At 73.0% G+C, this 17,349-nt stretch carries 19 protein-coding genes; 7 read left to right on the forward strand and 12 right to left on the reverse strand.

Translation table 11 applies throughout. From position 1 onward, the window contains the following. Positions 1-26 precede the first annotated feature (26 nt). From ACFY0I_RS04360 to ACFY0I_RS04375, 4 genes are all read left to right on the forward strand, one after another. Positions 27-1,124: a metalloprotease gene (locus tag ACFY0I_RS04360; RefSeq protein WP_388890667.1), complete on the forward strand. Its 1,098-nt coding sequence runs from the start codon at positions 27-29 to the stop codon at positions 1,122-1,124. 126 nt (positions 1,125-1,250) lie between these two features. Further along, positions 1,251-2,210 carry an ABC transporter ATP-binding protein gene (locus ACFY0I_RS04365; RefSeq protein ID WP_388889954.1) on the forward strand — a complete coding sequence of 320 codons (960 nt, stop codon included), beginning with the start codon at positions 1,251-1,253 and terminating at the stop codon, positions 2,208-2,210. Next, on the forward strand, positions 2,207-2,962 hold the full coding sequence (locus ACFY0I_RS04370; protein ID WP_388889957.1) for an ABC transporter permease: 756 nt from the start codon (positions 2,207-2,209) through the stop codon (positions 2,960-2,962). The genes ACFY0I_RS04365 and ACFY0I_RS04370 overlap by 4 nt, the downstream gene beginning before the upstream one ends. Next, on the forward strand, positions 2,959-4,917 hold the full coding sequence (locus ACFY0I_RS04375) for a TOMM precursor leader peptide-binding protein (RefSeq protein WP_388889960.1): 1,959 nt from the start codon (positions 2,959-2,961) through the stop codon (positions 4,915-4,917). The genes ACFY0I_RS04370 and ACFY0I_RS04375 overlap by 4 nt, the downstream gene beginning before the upstream one ends. Positions 4,918-4,985: 68 nt before the next feature. On the opposite strand, the gene ACFY0I_RS04380 is transcribed toward ACFY0I_RS04375, so the two are convergent. After that, on the reverse strand, positions 4,986-5,159 hold the full coding sequence (locus tag ACFY0I_RS04380; RefSeq protein WP_037917023.1) for a thiazolylpeptide-type bacteriocin: 174 nt from the start codon (positions 5,157-5,159) through the stop codon (positions 4,986-4,988). A gap of 176 nt (positions 5,160-5,335) precedes the next feature. Here ACFY0I_RS04380 and ACFY0I_RS04385 point away from each other — a divergent pair, with 176 nt between their 5' ends. Beyond that, positions 5,336-6,595, forward strand: a complete 1,260-nt coding sequence (locus tag ACFY0I_RS04385; RefSeq protein WP_388889964.1) for an amidohydrolase — start codon at positions 5,336-5,338, stop codon at positions 6,593-6,595. A 33-nt stretch (positions 6,596-6,628) separates the two neighbouring features. On the opposite strand, the gene cynS is transcribed toward ACFY0I_RS04385, so the two are convergent. Together cynS and ACFY0I_RS04395 are read right to left on the reverse strand one after the other, a co-directional pair. Then, complete coding sequence (gene cynS, locus ACFY0I_RS04390; RefSeq protein WP_388889966.1) at positions 6,629-7,099, reverse strand: cyanase; 471 nt, start codon at positions 7,097-7,099, stop codon at positions 6,629-6,631. Between the two features lie 94 nt (positions 7,100-7,193). After that, a complete protein-coding gene (locus ACFY0I_RS04395) occupies positions 7,194-7,763 on the reverse strand; it encodes a carbonic anhydrase (protein ID WP_388889968.1) in 570 nt (189 codons plus the stop codon). Between the two features lie 128 nt (positions 7,764-7,891). Here ACFY0I_RS04395 and cynR point away from each other — a divergent pair, with 128 nt between their 5' ends. Then, complete coding sequence (gene cynR, locus ACFY0I_RS04400; RefSeq protein WP_388889971.1) at positions 7,892-8,812, forward strand: transcriptional regulator CynR; 921 nt, start codon at positions 7,892-7,894, stop codon at positions 8,810-8,812. A gap of 46 nt (positions 8,813-8,858) precedes the next feature. On the opposite strand, the gene ACFY0I_RS04405 is transcribed toward cynR, so the two are convergent. Beyond that, entirely contained in the window at positions 8,859-9,275 is a 417-nt protein-coding gene (locus tag ACFY0I_RS04405) for an MmpS family transport accessory protein (protein ID WP_388889973.1), read from the reverse strand. A 65-nt stretch (positions 9,276-9,340) separates the two neighbouring features. Then, positions 9,341-9,580 (reverse strand): DUF6296 family protein, encoded by a 240-nt coding sequence (locus tag ACFY0I_RS04410; protein WP_388889975.1) that lies wholly within the window; start codon positions 9,578-9,580, stop codon positions 9,341-9,343. 185 nt (positions 9,581-9,765) lie between these two features. On the opposite strand from ACFY0I_RS04410, the gene ACFY0I_RS04415 reads away from it, so the two are divergent. Continuing rightward, positions 9,766-10,389: a YdeI family protein gene (locus tag ACFY0I_RS04415; RefSeq protein ID WP_388889977.1), complete on the forward strand. Its 624-nt coding sequence runs from the start codon at positions 9,766-9,768 to the stop codon at positions 10,387-10,389. A gap of 18 nt (positions 10,390-10,407) precedes the next feature. Here the strand turns inward: ACFY0I_RS04415 and sigJ are convergent, their stop codons facing one another. From sigJ to ACFY0I_RS04450, 7 genes are all read right to left on the reverse strand, one after another. After that, the gene (sigJ, locus tag ACFY0I_RS04420) at positions 10,408-11,226 is read right to left on the reverse strand and encodes an RNA polymerase sigma factor SigJ (RefSeq protein ID WP_388890669.1); all 819 of its coding nucleotides are present in this window, start codon (positions 11,224-11,226) and stop codon (positions 10,408-10,410) included. 141 nt (positions 11,227-11,367) lie between these two features. After that, complete coding sequence (locus ACFY0I_RS04425; protein ID WP_388889979.1) at positions 11,368-11,958, reverse strand: HutD family protein; 591 nt, start codon at positions 11,956-11,958, stop codon at positions 11,368-11,370. 32 nt (positions 11,959-11,990) lie between these two features. Further along, positions 11,991-13,451 carry a VWA domain-containing protein gene (locus ACFY0I_RS04430; protein WP_388889981.1) on the reverse strand — a complete coding sequence of 487 codons (1,461 nt, stop codon included), beginning with the start codon at positions 13,449-13,451 and terminating at the stop codon, positions 11,991-11,993. A gap of 48 nt (positions 13,452-13,499) precedes the next feature. Next, the gene (locus ACFY0I_RS04435; RefSeq protein ID WP_388889984.1) at positions 13,500-14,285 is read right to left on the reverse strand and encodes a hypothetical protein; all 786 of its coding nucleotides are present in this window, start codon (positions 14,283-14,285) and stop codon (positions 13,500-13,502) included. Positions 14,286-14,448: 163 nt separating this feature from the next. Further along, entirely contained in the window at positions 14,449-14,652 is a 204-nt protein-coding gene (locus tag ACFY0I_RS04440) for a cold-shock protein (RefSeq protein WP_030228921.1), read from the reverse strand. Positions 14,653-14,896: 244 nt separating this feature from the next. Beyond that, entirely contained in the window at positions 14,897-15,559 is a 663-nt protein-coding gene (locus ACFY0I_RS04445; protein WP_388889986.1) for an NADPH-dependent F420 reductase, read from the reverse strand. A 251-nt stretch (positions 15,560-15,810) separates the two neighbouring features. Further along, entirely contained in the window at positions 15,811-17,172 is a 1,362-nt protein-coding gene (locus ACFY0I_RS04450) for an FAD-dependent oxidoreductase (protein WP_388889989.1), read from the reverse strand. Positions 17,173-17,349: the final 177 nt, after the last annotated feature.

Raw genomic sequence — 17,349 nt, forward strand, 5'->3', positions numbered from 1 at the left:
CCTCCCCCCCGCCCGCTCCCTCCGGGATGCTGGAGCACCGGCCGGCGCTGCGGTCCGGAATCCTGCTGTCGCCGCCGCTGCTGAACGGCGCCGCGGTCGTGCACCTGGTCAAGGACCCCGAGTCCGGGTCCTCGTTCGAGATCGGACCGAAGGAGTACTTCCTGGTCTCGCGCCTGGACGGGTCCCGCAGCCTGGCGGAGATCGGCGACGCCTACGGCGAGGCCTTCGGGCGGCGGCTCGGCGAGGGCAACTGGAAGCAGCTGCTCGGACTGCTCGGCAGCCGCCGGCTGCTCGCCGGTGGTCCGGCCCCGCAGCCGGCCGCCGGGCCGGGCCCGCAGCGCACCGGGACCCTGCTGAAGGGGACCCTGCGGCTGGTCGCGGACGCCGACGCGACGACGGCCCGGCTGCACGCGTTCCTGCGGCCGGTGCTGCGGCCGGCCGTGCTGGGCGTCCTGCTGTTGGTGTGCCTGGCCATGGTGGGAGCCCTCGCGGCCTCCGTCGGCGCCCTCCTCGGCGACCTGTGGTGGCTGCTGAGCCGGCCGGTGCCGCTCGTGGCGGTGGCCACGCTGCTGTGGCTCAGTACCGCCCTGCACGAATTCGCACACGGGGTCGCCGCCCGTCACGTCGGGGGCACCGTCGGCGAGATCGGGCTGCGCTGGCGGCTGCCCGTCGCGATCATGTACTGCACCGTGGACAACTACCGTTACCTGCGGCGCCGTCGCGACCAGCTGGCCGTCGCCGGCGCGGGCGCCTTCGCCAACCTGCTGTTCCTGCTGCCCTTCTTCGCCTGGTGGACGGCCCTCCCGCAGGGCGACCCGACCGGTCGGGTGCTGGGCGCCCTGATGCTGCTCGGCAGTGCGCAGGCCCTGGTCAACCTGGTACCGCTGCCGCCGCTCGACGGGTACGCGATCCTCGGGCACGCGCTGCGCGTGACCCGGCTCGCCCCCGCCAGTTCGGCCTACCTGCGGCTACGGCTGCGCGACCGGGCGGCGGCGGCCGCGTACCCCGCGCGGGCCCGCCGGCTCTACCTCGGCTACGGGGTCGGCTCGGCCCTGCTCGTCCTGCTCCTGGTCGGGGCACTGGTGACCGCCGTGCTGCTGGCCATCGGCCGCACGGGGCCCTGACCCCGGGCGGACCCGTCCCCCGTCCCCCGCCTCCGTCCCCCACCTCCCATCCCCCGTCCGCCACCCGTCCACCACCACGACCTCCCGCCCGACACACGTCCCGACACCGAGGGAACCGCACCGCCCATGACGACTCACCACACCCCACCGCCCGAATCCACCGCCGTCTCCGTCCACGAGGTCCGCAAGCGCTACGGCGACCGGCAGGCCGTGGACGGGATCTCCCTCGACGTGCGCCGCGGCGAGTTCTTCGGCCTGCTCGGTCCCAACGGCGCGGGCAAGACGACCCTGATCGAGATCATCGAGGGTCTGCGCCAGGCCGACTCCGGCACGGTCCAGGTCCTCGGCCACAGCCCGTGGCCCCGCAACACGGCCCTGCTGCCGCGCATCGGCGTCCAGACTCAGGCCTCGGCGTTCTTCGTCCGACAGTCGGCGCGCGAGCACCTCGCCACCGTCGCCGGGCTCTACCGCAAGGACGCGGCCGCCGCCGACCGCACGCTGGAATCGGTCGGGCTGACCGAGCAGCGCGACGTCATGGTGGAGAACCTCTCGGGCGGCCAGCGCCAGCGGCTCGCCATCGCCTCGGCGCTGGTCCACGACCCCGAGCTGATCTTCCTCGACGAACCGACGGCCGCGCTCGACCCGCAGGCCCGACGCGACCTCTGGGAGGTGCTGCGCGCTCTCAAGGGCGAGGGCCGCACCATCGTCTACACCACCCACCACCTCGACGAGGCCGAGGCCCTGTGCGACCGGGTGGCGATCCTGGTCGGCGGTCGCATCGCGGCCCTCGACTCCCCGCACCAGCTGGTCAGCGCCGCCGGAGCGCCGGCCCGGCTGCTCGTTCCGGCGGGCCGGATCGCGCCGGACGCGGCCGCCGCGCTGCCCGGCGTGGACCGGGTCACCGAGCAGGGCGGCTCGATGGTGCTGGAGACCTCGGCACCCGGCCGGGTCCTCCAGGCGGTCGACGCACTGACCGGCCTCGACGGGGTGATGACCCGGACCGCGACCCTGGAGGACGTCTACCTGGAACTCACCGGCCACGCCACAGGCCTGACCACCGCACACACCACGGAGCACCGGGCATGAGCGCATACACGGCACTGACCGCCGCCGGTTACCGGGCCCAGGTCCGGGACAAGGCGACCCTCTTCTTCACCTTCGCCTTCCCCCTCATCTTCCTCGTCGTCTTCGGCCTGATCTTCAGCGGCCAGGACGTGGAGGAGAGCGGCCGCCCGTACATCTCGTACATCGCGCCCGGCGTGATGTCGTGGGGCGTCGCCAACGCCGCCGTCTTCGGCATCGCCTTCACCCTGATGCAGTGGCGGCGCGATGACCTGCTGCGCCTGATCCGGCTCACGCCCACGCCGCTGACGACCGTCCTTGCCTCGCGCTACGTACTGGCCCTGGTGGTCGGCGTCGTGCAGGCGATGGTGTTCGTTGCGGTCGCGATGCTGCCCGGCTTCGGGCTGGAGCTGGACGGGCGTTGGCCGCTGGTGCTGCCCGCTCTGGTCCTGGGCATCACGGCCTTCATGGCCATCGGGGTGATCGTCGGGACGTACGCCAACACTCCCGAGGCCGTCGCCGCGATCGCCAACTGCATGATGGTGCCCATGGCGTTCCTGTCGGGGTCCTTCCTGCCCCTCGACATGATGCCGTCCTGGCTGCAGGGCGTCTCCCGGGTGTTGCCGCTGCGCTACCTCAACGACGCGGCCACCGGGGCGCTCACCGGGTCGGGCTCGATGTCGGCCATCGGCATCGGCTGCGCCGCGCTGCTCGGCTTCGCCCTGCTGTTCGGCGGCATCGGTCTCAAGACGTTCCGTTGGAGCAACTCGTCATGACGGCGGCAGACGTGAGACCTCCTCGGACCGAAGCCCCCGACAACACCCCCATGGAGAGCGCCCGGCGCCACCTGGAAGGGGCCCTGGCCGGCTCCGGCCGGGGGCCGCTCGTGGTCACCCTCGGCGTGCACGACGCCCTCGGCCCGCGCACCGCCGACCCCTTCGCGGCGGTGCGACCGGGCGCCGGCGTCCACCTCACCGCGCGGGCCGTGCTGATCGGCCCCTGGGGCGGAGACGGCTCCGCGCCCGCCTGCGGGCAGTGCCTGGCCATGCGCTGGCAGCGGCTGCGCAGCCGGAGCGAGCGGGACGCCCTGGAGACGGGCAGCGGACCGGTCACCGCCGTCGCCGCGGACTGGCCGCGGCTGTCCCCCTACGCGCTGGACGCCACGGCGGCTCTGCACGCCGCCGTCCGCGGCCCCGGGGCCCGCGCCGTCGCGCCCGGACCGTCGGCCGCCGACCGGGCCCTGCCCCAGGTCTCCCGGCTGGACCTGGAGACCCTCCAGGTGCGGACGTACCCCCTCGCCGCCGATCCGCTCTGCCCCGACTGCGGGCCCGGCGGCGTCGACGGGCCCGTTGCCTTCACACCCGCCTCCCGGCCCAAGCCCGACCCGGGCGCGCAGCGGCTGCGGAAGGCGTCCTCGTACCCGATGCCGCGGGCGGCGCTGGCCAATCCGGTGACGGGGGTGCTCGGTGGCGGGACCTGGATCAACGTGACCTCGCCGACGACCGCGCCGGTCGCCGGGAGCGTCTTCATGCGCGGCTACGCCGGGCTGACGGACGTCACCTGGAGCGGTCAGGCGAACAGCTTCGCGGCCAGCCGCGACCTGGCCTTCCTCGAAGGGTTGGAGCGGTACGCGGGCACCCACCGGCGCACCGGCGCCTCGGTGCTCACCGCCTCGTACGCGGAGCTGGGCGACCGGGCACTGGATCCGGCCGCGTGCGGCTTCTACTCGCAGGAGACCTACCGGGACGACCCGCTGGTGTCGCCCTTCGACCCCGATCGACCGATCCCCTGGGTGTACGGGCACTCCCTGCGCGACGACCGGCCGGTGCTGGTGCCGGCCCGGCTCGCCTACTACAGCGCCGGGCTCGCCTCCGACAACTTCGTCTTCGAGTGCTCCAACGGCTGCGCGATCGGCAGTTGCCTCGAAGAGGCCCTGCTCGGGGCCCTGTTGGAGCTGATCGAACGGGACGCCTTCCTGCTCGCCTGGTACGGCGGGCAGCGTCTGACCGAGATCGACCTGGCCTCCGTGCCGGGCCCGGCGGTGCGGACGATGGTGGACCGGGCGGCCCTGCAGGGGTACGACGTCCACGCCTTCGACAACCGCATCGACCTGGCGGTGCCCGTGGTGACGGGCCTCGCGGTGCGGCGCGACGGCGGGCCGGGGCTGTACTCCTTCGGTGCGGGCGCGGCGCTCGACCCGGCGACGGCGGTGGAGGCGGCCCTCTCGGAGGTGCTGACCTACATTCCGCACCTGCCCGGGCAGGTGGCCGAACGGCAGGGCGAACTGGAGGCGATGAGCCGGGACTTCGCCCTGGTGAAGCACCTCAAGGACCACGCCCAGCTGTACGGGCTGCCCGCGATGGCCCCGCACGTGCGGGCGTACCGCGAGCCGACGGCCGTCGCGTCGATGGCGGAGCTCTACCGGGAGTGGGAGGCGGGCGTTCGGCCCACGAGCGGGGATCTGCGCGACGATCTCCTGCTGTGTGTGCGGGAGTTGACCGGCGCCGGCCACGATGTGATCGTCGTCGACCAGACGACCCCGGAGCAACGCGCGATGGGGCTGCGGACGGTGTGCGCGGTCGTTCCGGGGCTGCTACCGATCGACTTCGGCTGGTCGCGCCAGCGGGCCCCGTACATGCCCAGGCTGCGGACGGCCGCCCGGCGGGCGGGCCTGCGGGACACCGATCTGACGCGGGAGGAGATCCGCCTGGTGCCGCACCCCTTCCCCTGACCGGGAGGTACGCCGGATGCCCCGGCCCCCGCCTGTGCGGGGTCCGGGGCATCGCTGTGGCGCTGGGGTCAGGCGCTGCAGGAGGTGGTGCTGGTGGTCGAGGAACAGGTCGAGGTGGAGCTGCAGCTCGTGGAACCGGCGAGCACGACCTCGCTGGCGTCCGAGTAGTCCGAGATCTCGAAGGTCTCCGACTCGAGCTCCAGGATCTCGTCGGCGAGCGAGGCCAGAGGCGACTTCTGCATGGGGACTCCTTGGGTTGGTGGTCACCGGGTGGGCGACCGTTGCCTTCGTTCTGCGGCGCTTCTCCAAGAAAGCCCGTCCGGCCGTCAAGTCGCCCCTCCCCTCCCTGTCACACCGCTGACATGAAGTGTCAGCGCCCTGACGTCCGCCGCCGGAGCGGGTGCCCGAGGATGGCGGCATGACCGTCACCTCCGCGTACGCCGGACTGCCCGCGCTCCTCAGGCCGCTGACGGCCTTCTACCTGGACCTGCACCGCAACCCCGAGCTGTCCGGCGAGGAGGCCCGCACGGCCGACCGGTTCGCCGGCCGGCTGGAGGCCGACGGGTACGAGACCGTGCGCGGGATCGGCGGCCACGGCGTGGCCGGGGTGCTGCGCCGGGGTACGGGCCCGACGGTGATGGTGCGCGCGGAGCTGGACGCGCTGCCGGTACGGGAGACCACCGGGCTGCCGTACGCGAGCGAGGGCCCGGTGGCGCACGCCTGCGGGCACGACCTGCATCTGGCCGCGGCGGCGGGGACGGCCTCGCTGCTGGCCGGACCGGACGCCCCGCCCTGGGAGGGCACGCTGATCGTGGTGGGGCAGCCCGCCGAGGAAACCCTGGAGGGTGCGCGGGCGATGCTCGCGGACGGCCTGTACGAGCGCGCCGGCCGGCCGGACACCGTCCTGGCGCAGCACGCGGCGCCGCTGCCGGCGGGCATGGTCGCGCACGGATACGGGCCGATGACGGCCGGCAGCGTCACCTTCCGGGTCGTCGTCCACGGGCGCGGCGGGCACGCGGGGGCGCCGCACCTGACGGTGGACCCGGTGGTGACGGCCGCGCACCTGGTGACACGGCTCCAGACGGTGGTGGCGCGCGAGGCGGCGCCCTCCGAGCAGGTGGCCGTCACCGTGGGATCGTTCCGGGCGGGCGAGCGCGCGAACATCGTGCCCGACCGGGCCGAACTGGGCATCACCGTACGGGCCGCCGGGGAGGCGGCGCTCGCGAGGGCGGCCGCCGCGGTCGAGCGGATCGTCCGCGCGGAGTGCGCCGCCTCGGACTGTCCCCGGGAGCCGGAGATCGTCCGCGAGCGCACGTCGCCCGTCACCCACCCCGATCCGGCGACGACGGCGGCGGTCCGGGACGCGCACGGCGCGCGGTTCGGTGCGCACCGGGTGGCGATGTGGCCGCCGTCGCTCGCCACGGAGGACTTCGGACTGTTCGGTGACGCCGGGCTGGAGGTGCACGGGGCGCCGGGCGTACGGCTCGCCTACTGGATGCTCGGCGTGATCGGTCCGGCGGCCTGGGCGGCGGCGCCCGGGGAGGGCGCGGCGGGCAAGCTGGCGGCGCTGCCCGCCAACCACGCCCCGGACTTCGCCCCTGACGTGCGTACGGCGCTCCCGGCCGGGGTCACCGCGCTGACGGAGGCCGCGCTGACCTGCTTGGCCCGGCGGGACTGAGCCGGCGGGCGCCCGGGGCGGTGGGACCTCGCCTCAGAAGGGCTTGGTGGGCAGGTACTTGCCGTCCAGGGTGATGACCGCGCGCTCGCCACCCTCGGGGTCGGCGACCTTCTTGACGTCCAGCCGGAAGTTGATGGCGCTGATGATGCCGTCCCCGAACTCCTCGTGGACCAGGGCTTTGAGGGTGGTTCCGTAGACCTGGAGCATCTCGTGGAAGCGGTAGATCGTCGGATCGGTGGGCAGGGCCCCGGGGATCCCGCCGCGCGTGGGGATGGTCCCCAACCACAGTGCGGCGTCGCCGTCGAGGCCGAGGAGTTCGGCGACGGCCTCCGCGGCGGGGGCGGGCAGCGGGTGCTGGCCGAGGACGGCGGCCGTGACGAAGGCCACGGACAGGTCGGTGACGTCCGCGATCTGTCGCCACGTCAGGTTCTTGCGGATCTTGGCTTCGACGGCGGCCTCGGCGAGGCGGCTGCGGACGCCGTTGTCGAACTGGGCGTGCGGCATGGGGGTGTCCTTTCGCTGGGGAACGGCGTGCCGGAGGGGCCGGCGTGTTCCCGGAGGGGTGTGCGGTCGGGCGCCGCGGTGTGCCGGGCGGGGTTCAGCCGGCCACCGGGTCGAGTTGTTCGACGGCGCCCGTGGGGATGTCGTAGACCCAGCCGCGCAGGGTGAGGGCGCCGGCCGCGAGGGCGCGGGCCACCGAGGGGTGGGTCGCCAGGTTCGCGAGCTGGGCGCGCACGTTCTCCCGTACCAGGCAGTCGAGTCCGCCGGTGGTGCGGGCCAGGGAGGCGTCGGCGTGGCGGAGCCAGCCGGCGACCGCCGGTGCGGCGCTGAGGTCGTGCCGTTCGGCGAGGGCGGTCATCGCACCGCAGGCCGAGTGCCCGCACACCACCGCGTCGGTGACGCCGAGGACGGAGACGGCGTACTCGATGCTGGCCGCGACCCCGTCCGGGGACGGCGTGCGGGCGGGGACGAGGTTCCCCGCGGTACGGATGACGAAGAGCTCACCCGGCTCGCTCTGGGTGATGAGCTCCGGCACCACCCGGGCGTCGGAACAACCGATGAACAGGGCCGGCGGCCGGTGGGTGTGCGCCAGTTCGGCGAACAGTTTCGCCTTGGCGGGAAATACGTCGTGCCGAAAGCGCGTGACGCCCTCGATGAGGCCGTGCATGGTCACTCCCCGATTCACTGGGATCCACCCCGTGAGGGGCTGACGTGTTCCACCATGCATGAGCTGCACTCATAGTGTCCAAGGCGCAGAATCGATACATTCCATCGATGCCATCTATAGTCGATGTCATGGCTCCGGAACTGCGTCACCTGCGCTACCTGCTCGCGGTCGCCGAGCACCACAGCTTCACCCGCGCCGCCGAGGAGCTGCGGATCTCGCAACCCACGCTGTCGCAGCAGATCAAGCAGTTGGAGAGCGCCGTGGGCGTGCGATTGCTGGACCGCGGCGGGCGTACCGTGCGCCTGACCGACGCGGGCGAGACCTACGCCGAGCACGCGCGCCGCGCGCTGCGGGACCTCGCGGCCGGCGAGCGGGCCGTCCACGACGTCGCCGACCTGTCCCGCGGTCACCTGCGGTTGGCGCTGACGCCCACGTTCACCGCATACCTGCTGGGCCCGCTGCTCGGGGCCCTCCACGAGGCCCACCCCGCCGTCACCGTGGACGTACGGGAGATGCCGCAGGACCGCATCGAGGCCGGCCTGCTGGCCGATTCGCTGGACCTCGGCATCGCCTTCGACGGCCCCCACCCGCCCGGCCTCGCCGGGACCCCGCTCTACACCGAGACCCTGGGTCTCGTCGTCGCGGGCCCCTCCCCCGACCGGCCGGCGGAGCCGCTGCCCGTCGCGGAGCTGGCCGAGCTACGACTGGCCCTGCTCAGCGGGGACTTCGCCACCCGGACGCACATCGACGCGTACCTCGCCGCACACCGGGTCCGGCCGCGGATCGCGGTCGAGACGAATTCCGTCCAGGCCCTGACGGAACTGATCGGGCGGACCGGCCTGGCCACCGTCCTACCGGACGCGATCACGGACGACCACCGGCTGACCCCGGTCCCGCTGGCGCCGGCCCTGCCGCCGCGCACCGTCACCCTGTTGCGGCGCGAGGGCGGCTACCTGAGCGCCGCCGCCCGCGCCTTCACCGCCCTGACCCGGGACGTGGTCCTGGCGCGCGGCTACGCCCCGGTGCGGGGAGCGGCACAGGGGTCGTGAGGTGTTCGTCGCGACGTGCGGTCGCGCCGCCCGCTCGCGACGCGGATCAGCCCACGATCGGGGAGACGGCCACGCAGCCGCCGGCCGTCACGAGGCCCTGACCGGTCTGCTCGGCGATGACCTTGCCCTTGTAGGTGATCTTGCAGGTGACCTGTCCGCCCGTCACGTCCACGGCGACCGGCACCACCGACGCCGGCATGATGCCGCGCAGGGTGACCGTCTTCGTCCAGGGCAGCGCGGGGGCGGACGCGGTCTCCGTCTTCGGCGCGGATGCGGTCCCGCCGCCCGCGGCGAACTCGATGGAGTCCACGCCCTTGCCGGTGACCTCGTACGTCACCTCGTAGGGCTCGTCCACGACCTTGTCCACCGTGTCGACGGCGTCGACCGCGTCCGCGGCGGAGCAGGCGGTGGCGCCCAGGAGGAGGGTGACGGCCAGGAGCGAGGTACGGGCGAAACGGGACATGGGTACGGGGTCCTTTGCGATAAACCGAAGATCAACCCGTACGGAATCGTAAAGCCCCGGTAAAGTCAAACAGGATCCTCCGGTAGGAGACGTGCCTCGACCCGCCGCATCGGCGCCTGCTGGCCCCCCGAGGCCAGCATGCGCACCTCGCCCCGGTCGCTGATCTCGGCGCGCACGATGCCGCTCGCGTCCGCGTAGACCGGGTGCCCGCCGGGGCCCTTCGCCTCGGTGCGGTCCACGACCACCACGTCGTGGTCCGTCCCCTCGTCGTCGGGGAACACCAGCTCGTACCGTTGCACGCTCATCCGCTCTCTCCCGTCGCCGCCCGCCCTCCCATGGTGGAGGCCGCCCCCCGGCCCCGCACGGCGTGATGGGCCGCGCGGGCGCCGACTGCGCGGGCCGCCGGTGGAAACGGACGCACGCCGCCCCCGCTCGGTCAGGACGGCGGGAGGTCTCCTTCCGTGGCGGTGTCCGGACCTAGGCTGACGCCATGGACGAGAGCGACGGGCACGACGAGAGCGGCGGGGTCGATGGGATCGACCGGATCGACGGGGTCGGCATCATCGCCTTCGCGGACGCGGGGGCCTTCGAGAGCTGGCTCGCGGAGCACTGGGCGCTCGCGGAGGGCGTGTGGGTCAAGGTGGGCAAGAAGCGGTCCGGCGTCCCGTCGGTGACCGAGGACGAACTCGTCGACATCGGGCTCTGCTACGGCTGGATCTCCGGACAGCGCCGCTCCCTCGACGAGCGGTACTACCTCCAGCGGTACGTACCGCGCCGCCCCCGGAGCCTGTGGTCGAAGGTCAACGTGGACAAGGTCGCCGCGCTCACGGAGGCGGGCCGGATGCGCGACCCGGGTCTGGCCGAGGTGAGCCGGGCCCGGGCGGACGGCAGGTGGGAGGCGGCGTACGCACCCCAGAGGACGGCGGAGCCGCCGCCGGACCTGGTGGCCGCGTTCGACGTCGCGCCCCGGGCCCGGGAGGCGTACGAGGCGCTGGACCGGACCGGTCGCTACCAGCTGATCCTGCCGCTGCTCCAGGCCCTCACGCCGCCGGCGAGGCGCGCCCGCCTCGACCGGATCCTGCACGCCCTGACGGACGGCGCGGAGTCGGCCTGACCCCGCGCCGACAGGCGGTCACCCCCGGTCGGGGCCCGGCGGCCGGAGGCCGCGGAGCTTGTCCGGGTTGATCTGGAGGCGCAGGTTGCGGATCCTGCCGTCCTCCAGGTCGAAGGTGACCGCGCCCATCGGGACGTCGCCGGCGAGCGCCAGCAGGCCCAGTTCGCCGTTGACCAGAGCCGGGACGGTGCTGACCGGGGCCACGGTGGGCTTCGCCAGCACGCCCAGCAGCCAGCGCGCCACCCGGTCGGACCCGTGGAGCGGACGGAGCGCGGCGCGGACCTTGCCGCCGCCGTCGGACCAGGCGGTGATGTCGGGGGCGAGCATCTCCATGACCACGTTCAGGTCGCCGCCGGCGCAGGCGCTCATGAAGCGCTCCGTGATGCGTGCGCGTTCCGCCGTATCCGTGTCGTAGCGCGGGCGGCGGGCCTGGACGTGCTTGCGGGCCCGGTGGGAGATCTGCCGGACGGTCGGCTCCGGGCGCTCCAACACCTCGGCGATCTCGGCGTGCGAGTAGCCGAACACCTCGCGCAGCACGAACACCGCCCGCTCCACGGGCGCGAGGGTCTCCAGGACGACGAGCATCGCCGTCGACACGCTCTCCGCGAGTTCCTGCCCCTGCGCGGCGTCGGGCTCCGTCAGCAGGGGTTCGGGGAGCCAGGGGCCGACGTACTCCTCCCGGGTGGCCCGGGCGGAGGTCAGCCGGTTCAGGGACAGGTTCGTCACGGTGCGCACCAGGTACGCGCGGGGGTGGCGGACGTCCGAGCGGTCGGCCTTGTGCCACGTCAGCCACGCGTCCTGGACGATGTCCTCGGCGTCGGCGACGCTGCCCAGCATTCGGTAGGCGGTGGCGAACAGCAGCCTGCGGTGCTCGGCGAAGGCGTCCTGGTCCGTTGATGTTTCTGTCACCGGGCGATTGTCACCGCCGGCCCTCCGACCGGCAAGATCGTTCCCCTGGGACCCGTTGCCGAGCTCGCCTCAGGTCCGCAACCGCACCAGGGCCGCGCGGGCCGTCGTGCGGACGAGGGCGGTGAGGGGGCCGCCGGCCAGGAGGGCGTCGTACGGGGCCAGTCGGGCGGCCGAGCCGGCCTGCGCGCCCGTGGGTTCCACGGTCAGCGGGCCGTCCAGGGCAACGACGAGGACGGTCTCGTCGGGTGCGACCGTGAGCCCCAACTCACCGCGTACGACGGCGGTTCGGACCTCCGCACGGTCCCGCCGGTACATCACGTTGAAGTTCACGACGGGACCGTCGAGGAGCCGGCAGTCCGTCGGCCGGTCGCCGGGGAAGTGCTGCGGTGCGTAGCGCTCGTCGACGAGGCGGTGCTCGCCCGCGACGGTGAGGTCCATGCCCGCGCCCTCGGCGAGGGTGAGCGTCCGGTCGACGCCGGGGAAGACGGAGAAGGCTCCGTCGGCGTCGACCTCGGCGAGGCTGACGCGCCAGGCGAAGTTGGTCGTACCGGCGTGTTCGGGCCATGCGGCGATCTCGCGGGTGACGCCCCCGCCGTTCTTCCACGGCGCGGCCGTGCGGTCGGCGGCGCGCAGGATCCTGAGGCCGGCGGGGGTGGTCACGAGGGGGTTCCTTCTTTCGGGGCGGGGCGCGTTCAGCGCAGGATGCCGGCCTGCCGGGCGGCCCGGAGCCATGACGGGAACTCGGACAGCAGCCGGTCGTACAGCTCGGGGTCGGAGACCTTGTCGATGTCGTCGACGGCGAAGAAGCCGACGTTGTCGACGCGGCGGCCGGCCATGGTGTCGAAACGTTCCAACACCCCGAATCCCGCCCGGCCGAGGCCGACGAACTGCCAGAACACCGGTTCCTCGACGGCGGCGCGCAGTTCCCGTTCGATCTCGTCGTTGCGGTACACACCGCCGTCGGAGAAGAACAGCACCAGGGTCGGGACGGACTGCGACTGGGTGCGCACGTAGTCCCGCACCTCGGCGATGACCTTCTGCTCCTCGTTCTGGAAGCCGACGGCCCGCATGTCGACCTGGCCCGACTGGAGCCCCTTCGGTGGCTTCTTGCGGCCGAAGAGGCTCATCTGCCCGACGCGTACGTGCAGGCGCAGCCATTCGGGCAGGTCGCCGATCGCGAGGTCGGGCAGTCGGGCCGGGTTCGTGGCGAAGGTCCACGCCTGCATCTCGCCGTCGTCGTCGAGTTGGGCGGCGACGGCCGCCATGCGCTCGACGACGTTCGCCACCGTGCCCCGCGAGTAGAGGGCGCTCATCGAGCCGGAGGCGTCGAGGACGAGGATCACCCGGGCGGTCACCCCGGTGGCACCGGCCTTGCTGAGGCTCACGGCGACCTGCTGCTTGCGCAGCGAGAGGCGCTTGCGCATGTCGACCGGGAGCCACTCCTCGCCCTTGACGAGCCGTACGGCGGCTTCGGTGGGCGGTCCCCCGGCCTGGGTGGGCGGTCCGGCGGGCGCGGTGGGCGCGTACGGCGCGGTGGGAGCGTACGGCGCGGTGGGAGCGTACGGGGACCGGGCCGGCGCGGGAGCCGGCGCGGACCGGTGGACCGGGGCGGGCGCGGGGGCGATCGCGGCGGGCGGCTCGTCGTCCACGGTGATCCCGAAGTCGGTCGCCAGACCGGCGAGTCCGCTCGCCCAGCCCTGTCCCACGGCCCGGAACTTCCACGCGCCGGCCCGCCGGTAGAGCTCGCCACTGACGAAGGCGGTCTCGGGCCCGGCGGTCATGTCGAAGCGGGCCAGTTCGGCGCCGGAGGCCGCGTCGAGCAGCCGCAGGTGCAACCCGGGCACCTGCCCGAACACGCCACCGTCGGCGGAGGCGCACAGGGCGATGCGCTCGACGTCGGCCTCCAGGGCCGCCAGGTCGACCTCCAGCGCGTCCGCGCCGGGCTGCTTGCCGAGGTGGCGGACGGAACCCGAGGAGTGTCTCGGCTGGTTGTAGAACACGAAGTCGCCGTCGGAACGGACGCGCCCGCTGCTGGTCAGCAGCAGCGCCGACGCGTCGACGTCCGGTACGCCCGGTCCGGCGGACCAGCCGAGGACGGCGCGGACGGAGGGGGCCGCAACGGGCAGGTTGGCGCCTTTGCTCAGTGTCGTCACGCCGCACAGTCTGCCCGCAGGGGCGCCGCTCAAGGTAGCGGTCGGGCCTCAGAAGGCCCGTCGGGTGGTGTGCGGGAGCGAGAGCCGGGCCGGCCGTTCGCGTGCCTCGTCCGCGCCCGCCGGGGCGTCGGTGTCGAGGAGGCGCACTTCCAGCGGGGAACTTCCGGTGGGGCCGGTGCCGGTGGCGCGCAATCGGTAGCGCTCGGTGCGTACGGCGTCCCGGGCGAGGGGCGAGCCGCCCTCGTGGAGGTGGTACGGCAGGAAGTCGTTGGCGATGCGCAGTTCCGCAGGGCTCCAGCGGCCCGTCGCCGGGTCCCGGTGTTCGAGGACGAGGGAGTGGGCGGGGCCGGGGAGGTCGCCGGGCGCCGGGCCGAAGGCCTCCATCTGGAAGGTGAGCAACAGGTGCTCGTACGCCCGGGAGTTGCCGTTGCGCAGGGTCAGCGTGAACTCCTGCGCCGGGCCGCCCCGCACGAGCCGCAGCCGGCCGCCCCGGGTGTCGACGGACAGGGTCAGCCGGGTGGCGGCCACCGGGGGTGGAGCGGCTGCCGGGCCGGTGCCCGCGCCGCCCGAGGGCGACGGCGACGATGCCGCGCCCACCGGAACGGACACGGAAGCGGAAGGCGAAGCGGAGGTCGAAGCGGAGGCGGAAGCGGAAGGGAGTGCGGAGGCGTCGGTCGCCGCCGACGGCGACGGTGACGCGGTCGGGCCGGCGCTCCCCCCGGACGGGACCGGTGCGGCGCCGGGCGGGGCCGCCGCCCGCTCCGTGCAGCCGGTCACGAGCAGCACGGGCAACAGCACGGCCGAGGCGGCGAGGAGACGGGGTCCGACACGCATGTGCTGCCTCCTGCGGGCTCCGGGTGCGGGAGAAGGTAGCAAGGCGGTGGGGTCGTCGCGCAGACCCGGGTGGTGACGCTTCGGTCACGGTACGGAACGCGACGAGCCGGGGCCCGCACCGATGGTGCGGGCCCCGGCCCTCGTGTGTCGCGCGTCCCGAAGGTCAGGCGGGAACGATGTTCTCGGCCTGCGGGCCCTTCTGGCCCTGCGTGACGTCGAAGTTGACCTTCTGGCCTTCCTGAAGCTCACGGAAGCCCTGGGTGGCGATGTTCGAGTAGTGGGCGAACACGTCGGCGCCGCCGCCGTCCTGCTCGATGAAGCCGAAACCCTTTTCCGCGTTGAACCACTTCACGGTGCCGGATGCCATATGGATTCTCCTTCGGGGCTGTACCCGGGGCCGCACTGTGCGGACACCGGAGTCGACGTGATGTTTGACCCGTCCGAAAAGCATCCGGAAATAAAAAGTGCGCCCCCCGGGCAATCCGGAAGGAGCACTTGAAATATTTGGGAACCACACCCGCAACTGGACTTCACCGTAGCACAGAGATCCTTGGTGAAAGCGGAGAGTTACCACGTCCGGGCGTACTCCGTCCGGCTGCGGATCGCCCGGTTCAGCCGCGGAATTCGTCCGTGCGCACCGGGGAAGCCTCGGCCAGCGCCGCCGTGACGGCGTCGGCGCCCGCGCGCAGCCCGTAGACGGGGGTGTTGGGCTGCTGACGCCAGGAGTCGTCGATGCCGCCGGCGTCGACGGTGTCGAAGCCGAGTTCGCCGATCAGGTTGCGGACGGCCTTCTTGGCGCCCTCGTCGTCCCCGGCGACGGGGAGGGCGATGCGTTCGGGGTCCCCGGCGGGCCGGGGCCGCGTCAGGATGTCCTCGGCGTAGGTCCCGTTGAAGGCCTTGATCACGGGGTGGCCGAGGTGCCCTTCGGTCCAGCGGCTCTCGGTCAGGCCCTCGTCCTCGATGGCGGCGATGCGCCCGTCGCGCTGCTGCGGGTAGTAGTTGCCGGTGTCGATGACGACGAAGCCGTCGGCGGCTCCCGCGAAGAGGCCCGGGGGCAGGTCGGGCACGTTCTTGAGGGGGATGGTGACCACCACGACCTCGGCGTCGCGGGCCGCCTCGGCGACGGTGACCGGGGTGGCTCCGGTCTCCTCGGCCAGGGCGGTCAGGGTCTCGGGACCGCGGGAGTTCGCGACGGCGACACGGTGCCCGAGGGCGGTGAGCCGGCGGGTGAGATTGCCACCGATGTTGCCGGCGCCGATGATGCCGATCTTCATGAGCTCTCCAGTGCGTACGGGGTCCTGTGTGACGTCCGTTCGAACCGTCCGGGAGACCCGCGCATTCCTTCCGGGCACCCCCGACTTTCCCCCGATCGCCCGAACGAGCGAATTTCGGCCCATGCCTTCAAGGAAACCGACGGGAGAGGTCATTGCACCGGCTCGCCGACTTCCACGGGCCGTGGACGACCGTGGGGCCCGCCATCGGCGGGCCCCACGGTGACGCCACGGACCCTCGGGCCCGGCGGAGGTTACGCCCCGCTCGCGTCGAGCATGCCCTCGCGCTCCACGATCTTCACGCGCTCGCGGCCTTCGGCCTCGCCGAGCGCCTTCTCGGCGGCGTCCAGCTTGTACCAGCCCTCCCAGGTGGTGAAGCGGACCTGACGCTCCGACAGGAAGGCCTCGACCGCTGCCGGTTCGGGCGTGGACGGGGCGAGCAGGCGGCCCTGCGCGTGGTCGGCCAGCAGGTTCGCGACGGTCTCGTTCGCGTCGCCCTTGGTGTGGCCGATGAGGCCGATCGGGCCGCGCCGGATCCAACCGGTGACGTACGTCGAGGCCAGGTGCGCGCCGTTCTCGATGACCCGGCCGCCCTCGTCCGGGACCGTGCCCGACTCGACGTCCCAGGGGAGCTTGGGGAGCTCGTCGGAGAGGTAGCCGACCGCGCGGTACACGGACTGGACGTCCCACGTGGTGAACTCGCCGGTGCCCTTGACGTTGCCGGTGCCGTCGAGCTCGGTGCGCTCGGTCCGCAGGCCGACGACCTTGCCGTCCTCGCCCACGATCTCGGCCGGGGACTCGAAGAAGTGCAGGAAGAGCTTGTGCGGGCGGTCGCCGATGTCGCGGATCGCCCAGTTCTCCAGGGTCTTGGCGACCATGTCCGCCTGCTTGTTGCCCCGGCGGGTGGTGATCGAGCCCTCGTCGTAGTCGATGTCCTCGGGGTTGACGATGACCTCGATGTTGGGCGAGTGGTCGAGCTCGCGCAGCTCCATCGGGCTGAACTTGGCCTGCGCCGGGCCGCGGCGGCCGAAGACGTGGACCTCGAGGGCCTTGTTGACCTTGAGGCCCTCGTGGACGTTCGCCGGGATCTCGGTGGGCAGCAACTCGTCGGCGGTCTTGGCGAGGATGCGGGCCACGTCGAGGGCGACGTTGCCGACGCCGAGGACGGCGACCTTCTCGGCGTCCAGCGGCCAGGTGCGCGGGACGTCGGGGTGGCCGTCGTACCAGGAGACGAAGTCCGCCGCGCCGTAGGAGCCCTCCAGCTCGACGCCCGGGATGCTCAGGGCGCGGTCGGCGGTGGCGCCGGTGGAGAAGATCACCGCGTCGTAGAACGCGTGCAGTTCGTCGAGCGAGATGTCGTTCGGGTAGTCGACGTTGCCGAACAGGCGGACCTGGGGCTTGTCGAGCACCTGGTGCAGGGCGGTGATGATGCCCTTGATGCGGGGGTGATCGGGTGCCACTCCGTAGCGGATGAGGCCGAAGGGCGCGGGCATCCGCTCGAAGATGTCGATGGACACGCCGGGAGCGGCAGCCGCCTCGGACTTCAGCAGCGCGTCGGCGGCGTAGATGCCGGCGGGGCCGGCACCGACGATTGCTACCCGCAGGGAGCGAGGCATGACTGGGTTCCCTTCGACCGAAAATCAGACTGATCAAGGCAAACCCTAAACTAAGGCCACCCTAACCCAATACCCGCCCCCGGTTTATGACCCCATAAGCCGAACCTATGGCTTACCAAAGTCTGACTTTGGGCTGACGCCCGTCGCCGTCACCCCCGTCGGCCCGCCCCCGTCGGC

It is taken from the genome of Streptomyces sp. NPDC001568 (assembly GCF_042893755.1).
Lineage (GTDB): Bacteria > Actinomycetota > Actinomycetes > Streptomycetales > Streptomycetaceae > Streptomyces.

What these genes read in the sequence shown, in the direction of transcription:
- sigJ (WP_388890669.1), bottom strand. Translation starts at nt 11,226, where the DNA reads ATGCTGGGCAGCGTCGCCGACGCCGAGGACATCGTCCAGGACGCGTGG.
- cynR (WP_388889971.1), top strand. Translation starts at nt 7,892, where the DNA reads ATGGCTCCGGAACTGCGTCACCTGCGCTACCTGCTCGCGGTCGCCGAG.
- ACFY0I_RS04450 (WP_388889989.1), bottom strand. Translation starts at nt 17,172, where the DNA reads ATGCCTCGCTCCCTGCGGGTAGCAATCGTCGGTGCCGGCCCCGCCGGC.
- ACFY0I_RS04380 (WP_037917023.1), bottom strand. Translation starts at nt 5,159, where the DNA reads ATGCAGAAGTCGCCTCTGGCCTCGCTCGCCGACGAGATCCTGGAGCTC.
- ACFY0I_RS04440 (WP_030228921.1), bottom strand. Translation starts at nt 14,652, where the DNA reads ATGGCATCCGGCACCGTGAAGTGGTTCAACGCGGAAAAGGGTTTCGGC.
- ACFY0I_RS04385 (WP_388889964.1), top strand. Translation starts at nt 5,336, where the DNA reads ATGACCGTCACCTCCGCGTACGCCGGACTGCCCGCGCTCCTCAGGCCG.
- ACFY0I_RS04370 (WP_388889957.1), top strand. Translation starts at nt 2,207, where the DNA reads ATGAGCGCATACACGGCACTGACCGCCGCCGGTTACCGGGCCCAGGTC.
- cynS (WP_388889966.1), bottom strand. Translation starts at nt 7,099, where the DNA reads ATGCCGCACGCCCAGTTCGACAACGGCGTCCGCAGCCGCCTCGCCGAG.
- ACFY0I_RS04435 (WP_388889984.1), bottom strand. Translation starts at nt 14,285, where the DNA reads ATGCGTGTCGGACCCCGTCTCCTCGCCGCCTCGGCCGTGCTGTTGCCC.
- ACFY0I_RS04360 (WP_388890667.1), top strand. Translation starts at nt 27, where the DNA reads ATGCTGGAGCACCGGCCGGCGCTGCGGTCCGGAATCCTGCTGTCGCCG.
- ACFY0I_RS04365 (WP_388889954.1), top strand. Translation starts at nt 1,251, where the DNA reads ATGACGACTCACCACACCCCACCGCCCGAATCCACCGCCGTCTCCGTC.
- ACFY0I_RS04410 (WP_388889975.1), bottom strand. Translation starts at nt 9,580, where the DNA reads ATGAGCGTGCAACGGTACGAGCTGGTGTTCCCCGACGACGAGGGGACG.
- ACFY0I_RS04405 (WP_388889973.1), bottom strand. Translation starts at nt 9,275, where the DNA reads ATGTCCCGTTTCGCCCGTACCTCGCTCCTGGCCGTCACCCTCCTCCTG.
- ACFY0I_RS04375 (WP_388889960.1), top strand. Translation starts at nt 2,959, where the DNA reads ATGACGGCGGCAGACGTGAGACCTCCTCGGACCGAAGCCCCCGACAAC.
- ACFY0I_RS04415 (WP_388889977.1), top strand. Translation starts at nt 9,766, where the DNA reads ATGGACGAGAGCGACGGGCACGACGAGAGCGGCGGGGTCGATGGGATC.
- ACFY0I_RS04445 (WP_388889986.1), bottom strand. Translation starts at nt 15,559, where the DNA reads ATGAAGATCGGCATCATCGGCGCCGGCAACATCGGTGGCAATCTCACC.
- ACFY0I_RS04395 (WP_388889968.1), bottom strand. Translation starts at nt 7,763, where the DNA reads ATGCACGGCCTCATCGAGGGCGTCACGCGCTTTCGGCACGACGTATTT.